The following is a 17510-nucleotide window of genomic DNA, read 5'->3' on the forward strand; positions in this document are numbered from 1 at the left end:
TCAAACTCCAAACACATATATATATGTCATGTAAATCCTGTGCAACCGGCGGGTGTGGAACCCAACGCGGAGCATCCGATGGTCAAACGACTACAACTGGATGCGGAAGCGGAGGGTGTAGCACCGGAGGCTGCAATAAACTGAATTCATTTGACTGGCTGAGCGATATCGCCATGCCAGGTCTGAAATACGATGTTGTAGAGGTTAAATTTAAAGGGGGCCGGAAAGAATATTACCGGAATGTCCACCAACTTGACCTAACTACTGGCGACTATGTTGTGGTCGAAATGCAATCGGGCTTTCATATTGGAGCCGTTTCGTTACAGGGAGAATTGGTGCGATTGCAGGTGAAAAAACGGGCCGTCAAAATTAACGACGACACCAAAGTTATTCACCGCCTTGCTACTCCCAAAGATATGGAACGCCACGAGCAGGCCGTTCTGCGTGACCTACCTTCTCTGTATCGTTCCCGCGAAATTGTTCGTGAGTTAAAACTCAACATGAAATTGTCTGACGTTGAGTTTCAGTCAGATAATACGAAAGCGACATTTTATTACTCGTCCGAAGAGCGCGTTGATTTTCGGGAATTAATAAAAATGCTGGCCAGCGAATTTAAAGCCCGGATTGAAATGCGGCAGATTAGCCTGCGGCAGGAAGCAGGGCGACTGGGAGGCATTGGCTCCTGCGGGCGTGAACTCTGCTGTTCAACCTGGCTCACGGATTTCAAAAACATAGCCACCTCGGCGGCTCGCTATCAGAATCTGTCGCTAAATCCAGCCAAACTATCCGGTCAGTGCGGACGATTGAAGTGCTGCCTGAATTATGAGCTGGATACGTATATGGACGCTCTGCGTGACATTCCAACGATTGAAAAGCCGCTGGAAACGCAGAAAGGCCGGGCTTATCTTCAGAAAACCGATATTTTTCGCAAGCTGATGTGGTTTGGGTATGGAGCCGAGAGTACCTGGCATCCGCTACCCATTGTACGGGTATTAGAAATTGTCGAGTTGAACAAGAACGGCATTATTCCAGAATCATTTGACGTTTTGATGCCTATCGCTGATAAAGAACCTGTTACAGCAGCGGCCCTCAATAGCGATTTACAGAAGCTAGACGCTAAATACACGTCGAAAGCGAATAACACCAAAAAGAAAAAGAAGAAGCCACGTGGCCCAGAAGGCAATTCGCCACGACCTGCCGCAAATGGTAAAGTTTCTTAAAACAACTAACCCCGACCAGCTGGTCGGGGTTAGTTGTTTTAAGAAGTATCAAAAATCGATTAAAAGTCACCTGAATAGAATGGGCTAAAAACGTAGTAGCTGCTATCGCGTTTAGCCCGTTTGGGGCTGGTCTGGATGTATAAAACAAAGCGATGCTGTCGAGTCGGTCCGTCGGCCCACTCCTCAAAGGGACGTTCACGTGTATATAGCTTATCAACCTCCCGAACGTGAACCGATTCAATACCTTTTGAATTAGTGGGAAGCCCATTAATATATAGATCAGTATCGTTTACTAGTTCATCGTAAAGTTTCAGGTGTTCATTTTTTGTGCGCTTTACAAAGGCGAGCTTATTATTAAAAAAGGTAGCTTCGAGTAGCTTATTCATTGAAAACGTATTTGCGTTGCCAAGCGGGTAGTCTGATATGGCGTTTGCCTGCAAATACTGTTTCCATTTTGTTCGTAGTGGACTTGGTGTGGGTGTCTTGTGAGTTGTACTGATAAATACTCGATACAATTCCGGAAACTCCTTTGATTTTGGAGCATCGTCCCATTTTTGATACACAAAAAGATCGCTTACCTGCTCAAAGGTCAATGCTGATAAGGCGCTTGCGGATGAGGCCTGACCATTGATAAACACTTTTGCCTGCTCGATATTCGGGAGCTTAAGGGCTAAATGATTATTCTGTAAGTATAAAATTTTGGAATAGGAATTGAAGGGCATTAAGGTCACTCGTTTCCCATTAATAAGGACCATATTATCAGAGGGCAAAAGTGCCGATTCCCGGGAAAAGGGCATGTCAGCTTTTTCCAGTTCAGCGGCTAGTACGCGGGTGGCGTTTGTCAACGGGAATGGGGCAATACCCTGTCTGAAAACGGTTCCCTCATAGTCTGTATTTCCATGCCGACAAGCGAGCGCCATCATACCAATTAACAGGGTCCAAATTCCATATCGCCACCAGGCCGATGAGCCTGAACGCTGGCTATTCATCATACTAACACGTTGCCGTAAGGTGGGGCCGCTGAATTGGTTGGTTATAGCCAATTGCCCGCCTGACATGCTCACTTTAATCAGATTATACTGGTACAATCTCGCATCGATACCTTCGGCTAGTACGGCCCGGTCGGCACTGAATTCCAGTGTTTGATGGAGTAGTTGCCGGAACAGATAGGCCGCTGGATTGAACCATAACACAATACAAACCAACTCGGCCCCAATCATGTCGAAACTATGTAGTTGCCGAACATGCACACGCTCGTGCCTGAGAATCTGATCCAGTTCGTCCGGCGAGTGCTGGTCAGGATTAAGCACGACCCAGTTGAAAAACGAAAAAGGAGATGTGCCGTCCTTGTTGTGCACCAGCGTAAAATCGGTATACGACTCATGAACGGATTTTCGGATGAGTTGTTGGAGCGAGACTAACCGAATCCCAAATCGAGTCAACAGCAGAAAGACCCCACTACTATAGAGCAATAAAATGCCAATTTGCCATGACCAAACGAACCGTACTGGCTGATCCTGAAATGCTTTATAGGTTTTCTGATTAGGCAATGTAATCGTTACAGTCGGTTGAGGAGAAACCAGGTTGGGTAACACCTTTGGAACGATTACCTGCGCTGTTCGATGCATCACGGTTCGTACGCGTTCTGGGCGCCAATCCGGGAGTTCCAGGAGTGGTAGGAGTAAGGCCCCGGCCAAACCTAACCACAGGGCCAATCGGTTGGCACCAAAAAACGTTTCGCGTCGAAGCAGAGCGTAGTACGCTATGCTGACAACAGCCAGTAGTGCATTGGCTAAAACAACATACCGTAGCGTTTCCATCTTTAGTTAGGTGTGGAAGAGTAGTTGGTCCAGCGTAGTCAGGCATTTTGACTACGCTGGACCAACTTTGACTATTTTTTCTCGATCATGGCCAGAATTTCACGCAGTTCATCCGCCGAAATCTTCTCATTCTGAGCAAAATAGCTCACTAAATTCTTGTATGAATTATCAAAATACTCATCGACTACTTTCTTCAGAACAAACCGATTTTGGTAGGCTTCCTTGCTGATGATGGGGTAATATTCATGCGTATTTCCATACGCCTTATGACCGATGTACCCCTTCTCTTCCAGATTTCGAACAATTGTTGATACTGTATTATAATGCAGAGGAGGATCTGTAAACTGAGGCACCATATCTTTTACATACCCTTGCTCCATTTTCCAGAGCACCTGCATTACTTCTTCTTCTTTGGCGGTTAGCTTTTCCATAGAACAAACTTAAAACTATTTCCCTCGTTTGCAAACTATTTGTATAGTTTTTTATTGTTTGAAAAGCCAACTGCACCGTTGTAGCTTTGTACATTATTCTGGGTGAGGTTTATGAAACAATTAGGACTAATCTTGTTCATGGTGTGGCTGATTGCTGGCTGTGAAACAAATGCGGTATATAAAGAGTACACCGACATTGAGGATGGGAAATGGTACATTAAAAATGCCCCTTCGTTCACATTCGAAATCACTGACGCATCGGTGCCCTATAACATTTATTATAACCTTCGGAATAGTTTGTCGTACGGTTATTATAATTTGTATCTGACTCGTTATCTGCGGGATGCGAGCGGCAAGGAGCTCGAATCACGGCTGGACGAACTGATTCTGATGGATCCTAAAACGGGTAAACCCAATGGAGATGGCCTTGGCGACCTGTTTGATCACAAGGTCCTGATGAAGCGGAACTATCGGTTTCCGAAACCTGGCAAATACAGTGTTCAGATTAGGCAGTATATGCGTCAGGACCCGTTGCTTAATATCCTGAGTGTAGGAGTTACGGTAGAAAAAGCTGGTCCTGCTAACTAACCCGCCGACCTGTTCGCTAATGCTTGTTCATTTTTTTCGCGTAAATCGGTTCTTTTTTATTTCTTACCTGCTCGTATTGGTTGTACTGGGTGTGTTACAATGGATGTACACCCAGGAACAGTTAATGCAGTGGGTTAATGTACGGAATAGTTTGCTGGCCGATCAGCTCTTTCCATATATCACTTACATGGGCGATGGTGCTTTTTTTGTGCTGGTTTGCCTGATTCTGTTGATTTATAACTGGCGAATTGGCCTGATGGGCGTTGCCAGTTTTGCCCTTTCTTCTTTGACCTCCGAGTTTTTAAAGAAGATTGTTTTCACAGGATCGCCCCGGCCACTGAAATTTTTTGAGCATTCTACATTTCAGTACCATATTATTAAAGGCCTGGACATTTATAGTTATAACAGTTTCCCCTCGGGTCATACCACAACAGCTTTTGCGGTCTTTAGCCTATTAGCGTTTCTTGATAAGAAGAAGTGGAGGGGGGGTATTTTCCTGCTTTTGGGCGTTCTGGCGGGCTATTCCCGGGTATATCTGTTTCAGCATTTTGTTGAAGATACCTATGCTGGCTCGCTGGTTGGAACGATTTCATCAGTAATAATTTATTTATTGATGTATCGCTGGGTAATGAAGAACGAGAATATTGCCGGGAATTAGGGCCTCTTTTGCCTACCTTTGTTTAGGGCTACGCCGAACCATTGCCAAAGCAGAGCCGTTACTTCATTACTGACTACAATCAACGTGCATCGATAAACTCTCTCATGAGCGACGCCATTAAGCATGAGTGCGGTATAGCCTTAATCCGGCTCCGCAAGCCGTACCAATATTACATAGACAAGTACGGCACGGCTCTTTATGGAGCCAACAAACTTTACCTGCTTATGGAAAAGCAGGTAAACCGAGGCCAGGATGGCGCCGGAATCGCTAATATAAAAATTGATGTTCCTGCGGGCCGTCGTTATATTAGTAGATACCGTTCGGTAGATCAACGTCCTGTAACGGATATCTTCGAGAAGGTTAATAAAAAATTCCGCAAAGCACTCAAGGGTAACAAAGACAAAGCTAAAGATGCTAAATGGCTCCAGGAAAACATTGCCTTTACGGGCGAGGTCTGGATGGGACATCTTCGGTATGGCACTCATGGAGCCAACGAGATTGAGAACTGCCACCCAATGCTTCGGCAAAGTAACTGGCGAAGTCGTAATCTGGTTGTAGCGGGTAATTTCAACATGACCAATGTTGATGACCTATTTGAAAAGCTCGTTTCGCTGGGGCAGCATCCGAAGGATAAGGTTGACACCGTAACGGTGATGGAGAAAATTGGACACTTCCTGGATGAAGAAAATCAGCGGGTGTTTGAACGGTTCAAGGGTATCTACGAAAACCCTGATCTGTCGGATATCATTGAAGATAATCTTGATCTTCAGCGCGTTTTACACCGTTCTTGCCGTGATTTCGATGGTGGCTATGCCATGGTGGGTATGACAGGCTATGGAGCCGCATTCGTCGCCCGTGATCCGGCCGGTATTCGTCCCGCTTATTACTATGCCGATGATGAAGTGGTCGTAGTAGCGTCGGAAAAGCCAGCCATCAAAACTGCTTTTAATGTTGAATACAGTGCCATTCAGGAAGTAAAGCCTGGCCATGCACTCATCGTTGATAAATATGGCGAGTATGTGGAGCAGGAGTTCGTGACGCCTATTGAAAAGAAATCCTGTAGCTTCGAGCGTATTTATTTTTCACGTGCTACTGATCCCGACATCTACAACGAGCGTAAAGCATTAGGGAAACTGGTGATTCCGCAGATTCTCAAAGAAATTGACTACGATCTCGAAAATACGGTATTCTCTTATATTCCAAATACAGCCGAAACCGCCTTCTTTGGAATGGTTGAAGGGTTGGAAGAATACCTCTATAAACAGCGCAAGAAAGCGATTATGGAGGGGATTCTGTTTGAAGAAGAACTAGACCGGGTGCTTTCGTTTAGGCCCCGTATTGAAAAACTGGTTGCCAAAGACGTAAAACTACGGACCTTTATTGCAGACGACTCGCAGCGCGATGATATGGTGTCGCATGTATACGACACCACGTTTGAGGTTATCAAAAAAGGGAAAGATAACGTCGTAGTTGTCGATGATTCGATTGTTCGGGGTACTACGCTTGAAAAAAGCATCCTGCGCATGCTGGATCGCTTAGGGCCTAAAAAGATCATTATTGTTTCATCGGCCCCTCAAATTCGCTTTCCTGACTGCTACGGCATCGATATGTCGAAGTTTAAGGAATTCATTGGCTTCCGTGCTGCGCTCGAACTACTTAAGGACCGAGGCATGGAAGATCTGCTTGATGAAGTTTATGCCCAGTGTGTAGCAGCTATTGAGTCAGGCAATGCCAGCCAACAGAATTATGTAAAGGCGCTGTTCGATCCCTTTACGCACGAAGAGTTATCTAAAAAGGTATCGCAGATTGTAACACCGCCCGATTTAAAGGCTGAAGTGGCGGTTGTTTATCAAACCGTAGAAAACCTGCACAAGGCTTGCCCCAATCACTCGGGCGACTGGTACTTTACGGGTAATTACCCGACGCCCGGCGGTAACGTCGTTGTTAATAAAGCTTTCGTGAACTTCATGGAAGGAAAGCTGGTGAGAGCCTACTAAAAAGGAGAAGAGGGACGAAAGGGAGAAAGGATCAGCATGTAGCCATCCTTCCTCCCTTTCGTCCCTCTCCTCCTTTCTCCTTAATTTATTTCTCCCAAGCCAGTGCGTTGACATTTGCGCCAATTTTCTTGCCTTCTGTCAGGCCTGTTTCGTTATCCTGCTTGGTATGAATGTTACCATAGAAACGTGAGTCGGCCGATTCCTGGGCAGAGGCTGCAAATGATGTAAACGAGCGTGCTTTAAACGAAATATGTCGTAAAGGGTCATCCGGCCGACCAACGTGTGAATCGTCGGTAAACGCGAAGTTTTCGCCATACAAAGCAGTTAGTACCGTAGCCGCCGATGAGGATTGAGTAGCATGACCTGACGGATAGCCTGGGAAAGGTGGAGCAGGCCAGAAAGGAACCCAGGCCGGGTCGATGGCTAGCCGTACATAGGTGTAAGGCCGAAGATTATTATAGGTGAACTTACATCGCCAGCAGAGTATAAAGGCATCGGCAACAGATATGCCAGTGCGAGCAAATGTTTCGGCTGCTTTTGCCAGATTTGCTTTTGCGGTTACTGCCGCAATGCGGGCAAGGCTATAAGAATGGCCTGGTGGTGTAAACGAGTCGCCTGGGTTATCGGACCACCACAGCGAAATCTCTTTTTCTGTCTGAGTCAGACTTTTAGACTTGTTGTACACATCCATATACTGACTGAAGATTGCGGATTTAACATCAGTCGAGTAAGCCAGTGGTTTAGGCATTGGCAAATCGTTGTTGGATTTAACAAACGTCCGATTTTTACCCCAATAGGGCTGCATTGGAATTTTCTGCCCGTTTTCGGTGGGTGGCCACAGACCTGCTCCTACTGGGACAACATAACTTGCCGGGAAGTTGCGGGTATAACCGGCATCACCCCCATCGGTTTTCGACCATTCAAACAGGGCATCCGCAATTTTTTTTCCGAAGTCGATAGAACGTTGGTTAATCGATTCGTCGGTATCCTTAAATGTATTGAGAATAACTATTTCCAGGGAATCAATATAAACTTTATTAGTCGCGCTGGTTGTTGGATACAGGCTCCGTAGAATTTGGGCCTGTGCTGCATTGGCGCTGAGCGCCCAATTATACGCCTTACCTGATTCTGCCTGTGGAAGCGTAGTTAAGCCCTGAAGCTGGCCTACAAGTGATTTTCGGTTAGCAATACCAGGTACTACAGATTCATACATTGTGATACCAGCATAGCCAAACGCCCGCGATGCCACAGGAGGGGTGAAGCCAGCTGTAGTTTTGGTTAACTTTAACTGGAAAGCGGCCCATGTTGTTGCTATATCACCTGTATACTGGTCGGCAGGTTTGCCGGTCGTTAGAGTCGGTTGAACATCATCACTGGGTTGTATACGGCAGGCTTGCAGAAAGGCAATTAATAAAAGTGTAGTCAGTACCCCTCGGTAATTGTGTTTAGAATTAGCCTTTGAAGTCTGGAGCTTACGGTGGGTAAAATGTATATTCATAGTATTACCAGGTAAAAAGAACCACTACACCAGCTATAAGGCTGAGTGTCAATAGTGGAGTTTAGCAAAAATGTTGCCAGAAAAAAGACTGAATTCCTAGCTATTGCTAGTACGACCCGCAATCCGTTAACTTCGTTGTAGATTTGATACTCGAACAAACTTGATTCTCTCTAATGCGCATCCCTGAAGAAACAGTTGAACGAATTCGCCAGTCTGTCGACATTCTGGAAGTAATAAACGATTTCGTTTCGCTCAAGAAGCGGGGTAGCAACTACATTGCCTGCTGTCCGTTTCACAATGAGAAATCGCCTTCGTTTAATGTGAACCCAACCCGGCAGATTTACAAATGCTTCGGTTGCGGCAAGGCTGGCGATGCGGTTCGGTTCGTGATGGACATCGAGAATATTAGCTATGGAGAATCACTACGATACCTGGCTAAAAAGTATGGTATAGAAATTGAAGAACAGGAGCAAACTCCCGAAGACCTCCTACGGCAGAACGAGCGGGAAAGCCTGCTAATCGTCCTCAACTTTGCCAAAGCATTCTTCCAGGAAACCCTGCTGAACACAGATGAAGGGAAAAGTATAGGTCTAAGTTATTTTCGGGAACGGGGCTTTACCAATCCAACAATTGAAGCTTTTGAACTAGGCTACACCCTCGATCAATGGGACGCGCTCCTGCAGGAAGGTCAGCGAAGAGGACATAGCCGCGAACTGCTTGAAAAAGCCGGACTAATTTTGATTAAGGAAGGGAATCCGGGTGGCGACAGGAAAGTATTTGACCGCTTCAGAGGGCGGGTCATGTTCCCAATCCATAATGTGTCGGGTCGGGTAATTGCTTTTGGCGCCAGAATTCTAAAGACTGACAAGAATCAACCCAAATACCTCAACTCACCCGAAACAGCGGTTTATCATAAGAGCCAGGTTTTGTACGGGATTTTTCAGGCGAAACAGGCTATTCGGCAGGAGGATGTTTGTTATCTGACGGAAGGATATACAGATGTAATTTCGCTGCATCAGGCAGGGATCAAAAATGTAGTTGCCTCCTCGGGTACGTCGCTTACAACAGAGCAAATTCGGCTGATTGCGCGCTTTACGCCAAATGTTACAATTCTGTACGATGGTGACGCGGCTGGTATCAAAGCCGCTTTGCGCGGTTTGGATATGGTATTAGAAGAAGGCTTAAATCTTAGGCTTCTTTTACTGCCCGATGGCGAAGACCCCGATAGCTATGTGCACAAGGTTGGGGCTGATGCCTTCAAAGCATATATCAAAGAGCATTCTCAGGATTTTATTGACTTTAAAGCCAGCCAATGGCTAACCGAAGCAGGCGACAATCCGCTGAAGCGGGCTGAAGGAATATCCGATGTGTGCGGTAGTATCACCAAAATCCCAGATCCTCTTAAGCGCCAGACACTCTCGCAACGCGTAGCCCAAGTGTTTCATGTTAGTGAACAGTCTGTAATTTCAGAAATCAATCGGCTGCTTCGAAAACAGCAGGAGCAGACTAAAAAAGACGCCGATCGACAACAACGAACGGCTGGTTCTGGAAGGCAACAGCCATCTTCAAGTAATACTTTAAGTACAGAAGAGCCATCATTCGATGAAATAAACTCATTGCTGGAGGGATTCAGCGTAGAAGCGCCTGAAATCGGCGATTACGGTACGAATGCACCACCAGCCATATCTGCTCCAATCGAGCGTGTAAAGGCTGTTAGAACGCCTATATCGTATCAGGAGGAGGAATGTGTGCGATTGTTAATGAGTCATGGTGCACGTGAACTAGAGCCGGGTATCTCACTGTGTCAATATGTACTGAGTGAATTACACGATATTGAATTTCAGACTGAGCCTTATGACCTGATTTTAACCTTGTTTCGGGAAGCCTATAGCCGGGGGGATATTTTAACCGCCAATGATTTTCTAAATCGGCAGGATAATAGGCCAGAAGGAGCAAGTAATACTGAGCTTCAGCATCAGGCTATTCATTTAACAACACCCCGCTATGAGATCAGTGATGGATGGGGAAAACATGAGATTTTCGTCCCATCTGAAGCGGAAATTGGCATTCTGGCCGATGCTGCCTACCGAAATATCCTACGAATTAAAAAAATGCTCGCTGAGCAACGAATGACGACGCTACAGCAATTGCTTCGCGAGTCAAGAAATAAATCACCCGAGGAAGCCGATCAGCTTTTAACCGAATTTATGCATTTCAAGCGAATCGATATGGAAATCTCGGGTTTATTAGGTACGGTTATATCCGGTTAACGTTTACTAAGGCATAAAAAAAGCCCCAGCTATAAGTATAGATTGGGGCTAACCTTTATCAATAGGGGAGGGTGAACACTATGCCTGAGCTACCGTTATGACACTAATCAGTTCGGCATCAATTTTACGATTCAGCTCATCCAGCAAGCTGGCATGAGAATGGAGCTGACCAGGTTTGGAAGGTTGCGCTGAACGACCAGATTTCTTGCCCGACATATCGAGCAATAAAGTCATCAGAACATCACTCATATACTCACGTAAATCGATGAGCTTCCGCAACCGTGCCCGACTAGCCGCTGTTGGCTGACGACGGGACGTGGTCTGCAATGAGTTGATGGCTTGATTCAGTTTAGCATAACGACCATGAAATGCTTCGGTCGCTCTTGCCCATTCCATAATCGTTTTTTGTACCTCTTCAGCCGACGGTTCGTAGCTGGACAATACTGTTGATTCTTCCTGATTCATCACCCTATCTGAATACGTGTTGTGCAATTGACTGAATCAAAATTCAGCTCTACAAGAGCTGAAAGCAAATCGTTTTGTGTGAAATCACCCATTTTAGGTGTGAAATCACCCAAAAAGTGTGAAATCACCCTACCCAAACTGCGCGTTTAAGCGGTTTTATGACCGATCTTAAGTTAGACTCACTATACTTCCTGGTAAGTCCGTTAATAAATTTATTGATTGAATTGTCAGACTGTTACGAATAAATTCAAGTATTGTTGGTACATTCATCCACCCATATATGTAATAAATCATGAATCAATCAATCGGTGTCCAGGAGGGCACTAAGAACTTCGCGATCCGTCGTCGCGATTTCTCAATTCTCGTTGCCCAATCTGAGCTTTTTAACTGCGAAGTTTTAAGCCAGCTACTGAAAGAACAAGGCTACAATGTTGTTGGCCGTGCTGTTGAAATGGAAGACACACTTCAACAGATTAGAGTGAAACGCCCCAAATGTGTTATTCTGGAATCCGACATTTCGGGCGAGCGAAGCTTCGAGATTGTGGAGGAAATGCAGCACGCAAACCAGCAAACGAAGTTCATCTTATACACCCGTAAACCCGACCTGCGTATGGTGGCCAAAGCCATGCAAAAAGGATTCTTTGGGTTTCTATATGCCACAGATGGACTGGACGAATTGTACCGGTGTTTCCAGACGGTCAGTAACGGAGGTTGTTACTACAGCAGCGGCTTCATGGATTTACTCAAAAATTTTGGAGTCGATATAATTTCAGAATCTACGCGGGAAGAACTAAGTCGATTAAGCCAACGGGAACGGGAAGTGCTACGAATGGTAGCCAACGGCCATACCGCTAATGAAATTGCAGATCGACTAGGCATCAGCTACCGAACGGCTGTAAATCACAAAGCACATATTGCAAAAAAACTGGATTTAGATAGCATCCGACAACTGCCAAAGTACAGCATTGCGGTAAAAAGCTACCTTTAAACTTCTAAGCAACCGTTTCAAACAGGCGCGAGTCTGCATACTGTAGCCATTCCCGAAGTTCCTGCATACGGCTACGGGGTACGCTGACCGTGTACGGTATTGGTGTATTTAGCCTGATACTGTATTTCCCATTTTCCCAATGGGCATAGCCTGCTATTGCCTGTCGGTTAACAATGTAATCCCGTTTAATGCGTAAGAATTGAGCCGGATTCAGTTCCGTTTCCAGTTCATTCAACGTTTTCCCGATCAAATAGCGGCCTTTTGCCAATTCGGCATAATAGAGACGGTCTTTAATGGTAAAATAATAAACATCATTGACCGGAAAATCTAATTCGCCCATTGCGTTTCTACCTTTCAGGTAGGTCAAATAGGATGCAGTAGCTGCTGATTTAAATGATACAGTTGATAAATACGCTACTGCTTTCTGATATCCTTCGGCTTCGGCTGCTGCCTGGGCTTCCCGGCGTTGGTTTAAGTAGTCTTTTAGTAATGAAAGGTTTAATGCTATATAACCAATAATAGTTAATGAGACTAAATATTCTAAGTATATCCGCCAAGTAAATGTGTAAAGTATATATTTCTGCCAATAATTTGACCATGAATAAGTGGGTAAATTCTCTAATAAATACCGAATAGTTTGTGTACCAGGATTGAAAACCAAAAACGAAAATGCTAGAACAGGCAAGAATCGTAATTCATATTTATAAATAGAACGCCAAGTATTTTCGACCGAATCGATATGCCAAATTTTATGAAAACGATTAATTAAAGTAATAGTAATGAACAAGGTAAATAATTCAGGAATAAATAAGCTACGAACTAGTAGGCCAATGTACTGGAAAGGCCCTCCCTCTTCATAAACGAGTTTTATTTTCAGCTTATAAGCAATAGACCAGCTAACAGCTTCAATCAATACTACCATACCTAGTAGTATTAATACCCCATTAAATGGGTTCTTTAGGAAGTCACGTGTCAGTCGAATTTCCTTCATCTGCTACCTTGTCAATAAGTGAACTAAGATAGTGACAACAGGCGGGTCTTTCCAAAGAAATAATGTATCTTTTTTGTGATTAATGGTAATTATGGTTGTGAGGAACTTTGACTCGTTAGGTAACCTATTCAGGTAGAATGAGTTTCTTATAGATTATTTCTGCGAAGTGCCGGAAAGTTTTAATTGCCCGTTTAATCAATGTAAGCAGTGGTGATTTGAAAAAGAACATTATATCTGCGTAACTGATGTTACGCAACTTTAGCCAATAGAGTTATTGACTTTTCAGGATGTTGAGCTCCCGTAAAGCCAATTTCATCGCATTTAGCATCAGTAACGTTTTTAAGGCGAAATGATTTTTTGATGTTGAAAGCCCGTAAAACCACTGGTAGACGTGGTCGTTTTGGGAACAAAAAACCTGACTAACCGAACTAGATCGGGGTAGTTGGACAGTTTGAAACGAAACATCATCGAACCAGACCGGTGTTTTACTTGAGTTCTGTAAGCGCACGGATACATAACCTGCCTGCTGGGCATACCCCTAAATATGCAACAACTGCCAAGCTGAATGAGCAGCTTTGGTAATGCCACTGCGGTCGCTGGGATGTAGATGAACGTCAAAGGGTTCCTAATGGCAGTCTCATATAGCCCAATGGCTATCTCTTTCTGGCCCTTTTTAAACGATATCTCCAGCTAAAGTTATTGATAGGAGGTGTAATAGTTTATTTATTAGGTCTTGCTGGATAAATATCTATTATTGTACCTTTAATTAGCAAAGGAGGAAGAAGGTATCCCATTTCTATCCCCCTGGCCATACTTAAATAATTATACCTTTTTACTCCCTTAATTTTATATTGATCTTGATAAACCATCATATTAGCTGAAGAAGTGATGATACTATCTTTATAATTTTTAGTGTTACAAATCGGTGAAGGAAAAATATAAATAGGCAATATAATTGTGATCTCTTGAGAAGGCTGTCTTAGTTTCCAGAATGGTGAAGAGGCCTGTATCGCTTCTTGCACTGTGAGGCCTATGTGTTCTGGAATGCCAATGGATATTAAAATATTATCAATCTTTTTGTGATGCACAGTAAATCTAGCTGATCCAACCGCAAACAGGCAGCAAGTGTCCAGGGTTTTAGCTCGGTCATAAAATTGCTTTCCAATAAACTCTAACGCTGACGTAGTTACACTAGACGAAGTTGTAGCAGAAAAAGAATAGACATTATTTTCTTTCTGCTGGGAGAACGCATCGAGTGTCATACATATGAAAAAACAGAAAATAAGATGTTTCATCGGGATACATTGTTTATCGGACTAGCTAGAGCTAAGGCTCTAGCTAGTCCATGGTAAATTAAATATGGTTATGGGCACTTTGTGCCTTTGCTACCCTTGGCTTCATAGGTAATTACAATCGCATCAGCAGCAGCTAATGATATACCATATTCTTTCAGAGCATATGCATTCTTATCTGCCCTGAAGTTACCATTCTGGTCTTTGGTTACATCAACTAGACCCCCTAAAGCTAATGCTGTTGCATTGTTACCTAAGTCGGGAAACATTACTTTAAGAAGTTCTGCAATGTCATCAACGTGATCCTCAAATATCTTTGTGTGCTCCTCTTCTAGAGTTAAAGGAACCATTGAGCTTTGATCATATTCATCAACTAATACATGAGCTAGTTCATGAGCCAAAACAGAAGCAATAAATTCCTGAGAAGCATTTCCTAGTTGAGTCGGATCAAAGGTAATTTCATAGGAGTTGCCATTTGGGGTAGCAATTCGTTTAGTACGTGCTAACCCGCCATCTACAGGGCCACTTTTTATGGTTAAATTTCTATCAGATGCCCCAAAAAGTTGGTTCATTTGCTTATTTATATAGCTATTAAGACCAGATTTTAGAGCAAGATTTGTCAAGTCAGCATAACATTTATTAAGGCTAGGATCAACATTAATCTTAGCTGTATTCTGATCTCCAACTACCATCGGTATTGTCCAGCGCCCACTAATATATTCATACACTGTGGCGTAGCCAAATTGAGGATCGGTATAGATATAGAACTGTCCATTAGTTGGGTTGGTTGGACCCTGGCCCTTCACTTGAACTTCAGCGATAGCAATACACCAGCTTTTACCATCCCAAACATACGTAGCGCCTGTAGATGAGGTAAAGACTTGGCCTTTCGTCAATGCACCAGTCGTAGATAAACCAGTTGCTACGGAATCTATGGGGGCGTTATAAGGTACAAACGTGGCAGTACTGCTTGAGCCCCCACCACCACCGCCAGTGCTGCCACTGGTACCAGGGCCAATGATGCTTCCGCTGTCTGGGCCTGAAATCCAACCCCATTTTAAAGTGTTATTAATACGAGTCCCTATTACAGTGGCATCTACGTTCAACAAGCCATTGTCAACATCGACAGGAGCCTCTTGTGTACAGTTTCGATACAAACTCTCGGCATTGATCGGCTGCTGTGGCGCAAAACCACTGGTAGACGTGGTCGTTTTGGGAACAAAAAGTCCCTGACTAACCAGACTAGATCGGGGTAGTTGGACAGTTTGGAAGGAAACATCATCGAACCAGACTGGTGTTTTACTCGGGTTCTGTAAGCGCACGGATACGTAACCTGCCTGCTGGGCATACCCCTGAATATGCAACAACTGCCAATGTTCACGAGCGGCCTTGTTAAGACCAACCTGTTGCCGATGCATAAACCGGCCATGCTGGTCATAATATGCTACGTCAACACGAGCATCGGGTAAGCGTTGCGCTAATAGTGACTTTACCAAGGGTATCATGAGGGTACTGCTTACGCCAATAGCAGGAGCTGTCTGGATAGACCGATGCGATTGGTCGGGCACGGTGGCCTGCTGTTGAGAAAGGGCCACTCCAGCTACTACTCCCCCCACTACAGCCGTTGTGATCTGTGGAGTCAGGTTAGCTTTGGAGCGAATAGGCGCATAAGCATAAGCATCCAATGAGAATACATCCCCTTTTCTGACCGGGATTAATTTACTGGTCAGGGATGAAACCGCACTCGAACCACCGCCACTTAGTTTTATGGATAGGCCATCTGTACAGGAATGGGTTGTGGACTCACTTTGCGCAAGTCTGCCCGAGCCATTATTGGAGCAGCCTAATGGGTTTGTCTGAGCCGGGCAGGCGGCTGTTGTTTTGGGGCTCCCCGGAATATCGGTTTGGGTACCGGAATATTTGACTGAAACTTTTATAGAGCTTCCTATCTTAAAACTGTTGGGGAAGGGCATATAGAAGCCGAAAGCATTGTAGCCTGAAATACCCAGGGCATTGGCTACATCCTGTCGGCTACTGGTGGCCGGTATCCCCACACCCACCAACCAACCATTTATGTACACATCAAACTTGGTAGACTGATGGGGCTTAGTTTTGTTTACGACCCAGCCACCAATGCCGTTGCAATCGGCAACATCCAGATTTCCGGCGAAGTTACTGCCTGCCAGCGCAGGGGAAGTTGTTGGGTTGGTGGTAGGTGTAGTTGGTGTGGGGGTGGTTCCCGATCCAGGACAAGACGCCGTTGTTTTGGGGCTACCCGGAATATTCGTGTTGTGCCCGCATACCGAACCGAAATACTCAAAGCCGATCCATTTTTGTACTGGGCAGGTATAGACCAGCTAAAACCGAATCCATTATAGCCCGAAATGCCAAAGGCGTTGGACACATCCTGGCGACTCTGTGTAGCTAACAGGTTGCGCGCCACTAATTGTCCGTTTATATAAACATCACATGCCATTGACTGCTTTGGCGTATTTCGATCCATTACCCAGCCACCAATACCATTACAGTCGGCTCCATCCAGATTGCCTGCATAGTTCGCTCCCGCTGGTGGGTTGGTCGTCGTAGTTGTCGTTGTGGTTGGGGGTGTAGTAGTGGTTGTATGCGGATCAGTCTCGGCAAAGCAACTGGCGGTACTGCTCGACATCAATCCAGTTGCCACCAGCCAGTGTTGGGGCCTGAAGTTGCTCCCATCCTGATAGGCAGCAAACAGAGTACCATTGTAAAAATGAGCATACACCGATTCGCCCCAACTGGTCGTGAACAAAAACTGGCCCTCCGTGTAGGCACAAGCACCTGCTGGATTCGGGAGCTGTGTGCCTCCGGTACAACCACTAACGGTCTTAGGCGATCCGCCTATCGTACTGCTTGTTCCACAGATGCGTACTGAAATGGCGTGGTTCTGCCCATTTTTCCAGCCAGCCGTAACGGGAAAACTAAAGTTGAAACCATGATAGCGGGCGGCTGAGTTGCCAAAGGCGGTTACTAAATCCTGTCGGTCGCCATTGGCGGTAATGCCCGAATAGGTTTTGACCCCATCCACATAGATATCGACGGTAACGGGCTGGTTCAGGTTAGCCCCATCGAAAGCCCAGCCACCCACACTGGTGCAGTTGGCATAATCTAATGAACCATTCGGATTGCTAACTGAGCATTGTGCCCACGTTATCATAGTTGATATAAAGATCAGCAGAATTGTTAGTACAATAGTCTGCCGAAACCAGGTAGGTTTGGGTAAATTTTTCACTACATTTGACATGTTTAATGGTAAAAC

The 17510-nt window shown here is 45.0% G+C and carries 14 protein-coding genes; 6 read left to right on the forward strand and 8 right to left on the reverse strand.

What is annotated here, in order from left to right; genetic code table 11:
• Nucleotides 1-23: 23 nt before the first annotated feature.
• Nucleotides 24-1220, forward strand: a complete 1197-nt coding sequence (locus ACYVGO_RS07310) for a PSP1 domain-containing protein (protein WP_460968634.1) — start codon at nucleotides 24-26, stop codon at nucleotides 1218-1220.
• Between the two features lie 59 nt (nucleotides 1221-1279).
• Here the strand turns inward: ACYVGO_RS07310 and ACYVGO_RS07315 are convergent, their stop codons facing one another.
• Both ACYVGO_RS07315 and ACYVGO_RS07320 read right to left on the reverse strand, forming a co-directional pair.
• Nucleotides 1280-3040 carry a M56 family metallopeptidase gene (locus ACYVGO_RS07315; protein WP_460968635.1) on the reverse strand — a complete coding sequence of 587 codons (1761 nt, stop codon included), beginning with the start codon at nucleotides 3038-3040 and terminating at the stop codon, nucleotides 1280-1282.
• A gap of 71 nt (nucleotides 3041-3111) precedes the next feature.
• The gene (locus tag ACYVGO_RS07320) at nucleotides 3112-3471 is read right to left on the reverse strand and encodes a BlaI/MecI/CopY family transcriptional regulator (protein WP_142775890.1); all 360 of its coding nucleotides are present in this window, start codon (nucleotides 3469-3471) and stop codon (nucleotides 3112-3114) included.
• A gap of 111 nt (nucleotides 3472-3582) precedes the next feature.
• On the opposite strand from ACYVGO_RS07320, the gene ACYVGO_RS07325 reads away from it, so the two are divergent.
• From ACYVGO_RS07325 to ACYVGO_RS07335, 3 genes are all read left to right on the forward strand, one after another.
• Nucleotides 3583-4059: a gliding motility lipoprotein GldH gene (locus tag ACYVGO_RS07325; RefSeq protein WP_142775889.1), complete on the forward strand. Its 477-nt coding sequence runs from the start codon at nucleotides 3583-3585 to the stop codon at nucleotides 4057-4059.
• A 19-nt stretch (nucleotides 4060-4078) separates the two neighbouring features.
• Entirely contained in the window at nucleotides 4079-4717 is a 639-nt protein-coding gene (locus tag ACYVGO_RS07330; RefSeq protein ID WP_460968638.1) for a phosphatase PAP2 family protein, read from the forward strand.
• 104 nt (nucleotides 4718-4821) lie between these two features.
• Nucleotides 4822-6714 (forward strand): amidophosphoribosyltransferase, encoded by a 1893-nt coding sequence (locus ACYVGO_RS07335; RefSeq protein ID WP_460968639.1) that lies wholly within the window; start codon nucleotides 4822-4824, stop codon nucleotides 6712-6714.
• An 85-nt stretch (nucleotides 6715-6799) separates the two neighbouring features.
• Here the strand turns inward: ACYVGO_RS07335 and ACYVGO_RS07340 are convergent, their stop codons facing one another.
• Nucleotides 6800-8212, reverse strand: a complete 1413-nt coding sequence (locus ACYVGO_RS07340; RefSeq protein WP_460968641.1) for a vanadium-dependent haloperoxidase — start codon at nucleotides 8210-8212, stop codon at nucleotides 6800-6802.
• Between the two features lie 173 nt (nucleotides 8213-8385).
• On the opposite strand from ACYVGO_RS07340, the gene dnaG reads away from it, so the two are divergent.
• Nucleotides 8386-10482, forward strand: coding sequence for a DNA primase (gene dnaG / locus ACYVGO_RS07345; RefSeq protein ID WP_460968643.1), 2097 nt, complete (start codon nucleotides 8386-8388; stop codon nucleotides 10480-10482).
• A 78-nt stretch (nucleotides 10483-10560) separates the two neighbouring features.
• Here the strand turns inward: dnaG and ACYVGO_RS07350 are convergent, their stop codons facing one another.
• Entirely contained in the window at nucleotides 10561-10947 is a 387-nt protein-coding gene (locus ACYVGO_RS07350; protein ID WP_460968645.1) for a hypothetical protein, read from the reverse strand.
• Nucleotides 10948-11239: 292 nt separating this feature from the next.
• On the opposite strand from ACYVGO_RS07350, the gene ACYVGO_RS07355 reads away from it, so the two are divergent.
• On the forward strand, nucleotides 11240-11935 hold the full coding sequence (locus tag ACYVGO_RS07355) for a LuxR C-terminal-related transcriptional regulator (RefSeq protein ID WP_142775883.1): 696 nt from the start codon (nucleotides 11240-11242) through the stop codon (nucleotides 11933-11935).
• Between the two features lie 4 nt (nucleotides 11936-11939).
• Here ACYVGO_RS07355 and ACYVGO_RS07360 read toward each other — a convergent pair whose 3' ends face one another.
• The 4 genes from ACYVGO_RS07360 to ACYVGO_RS07375 all read right to left on the reverse strand — a co-directional run bounded on the left by ACYVGO_RS07360 (nucleotide 11940) and on the right by ACYVGO_RS07375 (nucleotide 17495).
• Entirely contained in the window at nucleotides 11940-12926 is a 987-nt protein-coding gene (locus ACYVGO_RS07360) for a LytTR family DNA-binding domain-containing protein (protein ID WP_460968646.1), read from the reverse strand.
• 719 nt (nucleotides 12927-13645) lie between these two features.
• Nucleotides 13646-14221: a hypothetical protein gene (locus tag ACYVGO_RS07365; protein WP_460968648.1), complete on the reverse strand. Its 576-nt coding sequence runs from the start codon at nucleotides 14219-14221 to the stop codon at nucleotides 13646-13648.
• Nucleotides 14222-14289: 68 nt separating this feature from the next.
• Nucleotides 14290-16299: a M48 family metalloprotease gene (locus tag ACYVGO_RS07370; RefSeq protein WP_460968650.1), complete on the reverse strand. Its 2010-nt coding sequence runs from the start codon at nucleotides 16297-16299 to the stop codon at nucleotides 14290-14292.
• A 35-nt stretch (nucleotides 16300-16334) separates the two neighbouring features.
• A complete protein-coding gene (locus ACYVGO_RS07375; RefSeq protein WP_460968652.1) occupies nucleotides 16335-17495 on the reverse strand; it encodes a hypothetical protein in 1161 nt (386 codons plus the stop codon).
• Nucleotides 17496-17510 lie beyond the last annotated feature (15 nt).

The organism is Spirosoma migulaei (assembly GCF_054776855.1).

Bases quoted from the DNA above. Each gene is read 5' to 3' on its own strand.
- ACYVGO_RS07310 (WP_460968634.1), top strand. From the start codon at position 24: ATGTCATGTAAATCCTGTGCAACCGGCGGGTGTGGAACCCAACGCGGA.
- ACYVGO_RS07315 (WP_460968635.1), bottom strand. From the start codon at position 3,040: ATGGAAACGCTACGGTATGTTGTTTTAGCCAATGCACTACTGGCTGTT.
- ACYVGO_RS07320 (WP_142775890.1), bottom strand. From the start codon at position 3,471: ATGGAAAAGCTAACCGCCAAAGAAGAAGAAGTAATGCAGGTGCTCTGG.
- ACYVGO_RS07325 (WP_142775889.1), top strand. From the start codon at position 3,583: ATGAAACAATTAGGACTAATCTTGTTCATGGTGTGGCTGATTGCTGGC.
- ACYVGO_RS07330 (WP_460968638.1), top strand. From the start codon at position 4,079: ATGCTTGTTCATTTTTTTCGCGTAAATCGGTTCTTTTTTATTTCTTAC.
- ACYVGO_RS07335 (WP_460968639.1), top strand. From the start codon at position 4,822: ATGAGCGACGCCATTAAGCATGAGTGCGGTATAGCCTTAATCCGGCTC.
- ACYVGO_RS07340 (WP_460968641.1), bottom strand. From the start codon at position 8,212: ATGAATATACATTTTACCCACCGTAAGCTCCAGACTTCAAAGGCTAAT.
- dnaG (WP_460968643.1), top strand. From the start codon at position 8,386: ATGCGCATCCCTGAAGAAACAGTTGAACGAATTCGCCAGTCTGTCGAC.
- ACYVGO_RS07350 (WP_460968645.1), bottom strand. From the start codon at position 10,947: ATGAATCAGGAAGAATCAACAGTATTGTCCAGCTACGAACCGTCGGCT.
- ACYVGO_RS07355 (WP_142775883.1), top strand. From the start codon at position 11,240: ATGAATCAATCAATCGGTGTCCAGGAGGGCACTAAGAACTTCGCGATC.
- ACYVGO_RS07360 (WP_460968646.1), bottom strand. From the start codon at position 12,926: ATGAAGGAAATTCGACTGACACGTGACTTCCTAAAGAACCCATTTAAT.
- ACYVGO_RS07365 (WP_460968648.1), bottom strand. From the start codon at position 14,221: ATGAAACATCTTATTTTCTGTTTTTTCATATGTATGACACTCGATGCG.
- ACYVGO_RS07375 (WP_460968652.1), bottom strand. From the start codon at position 17,495: ATGTCAAATGTAGTGAAAAATTTACCCAAACCTACCTGGTTTCGGCAG.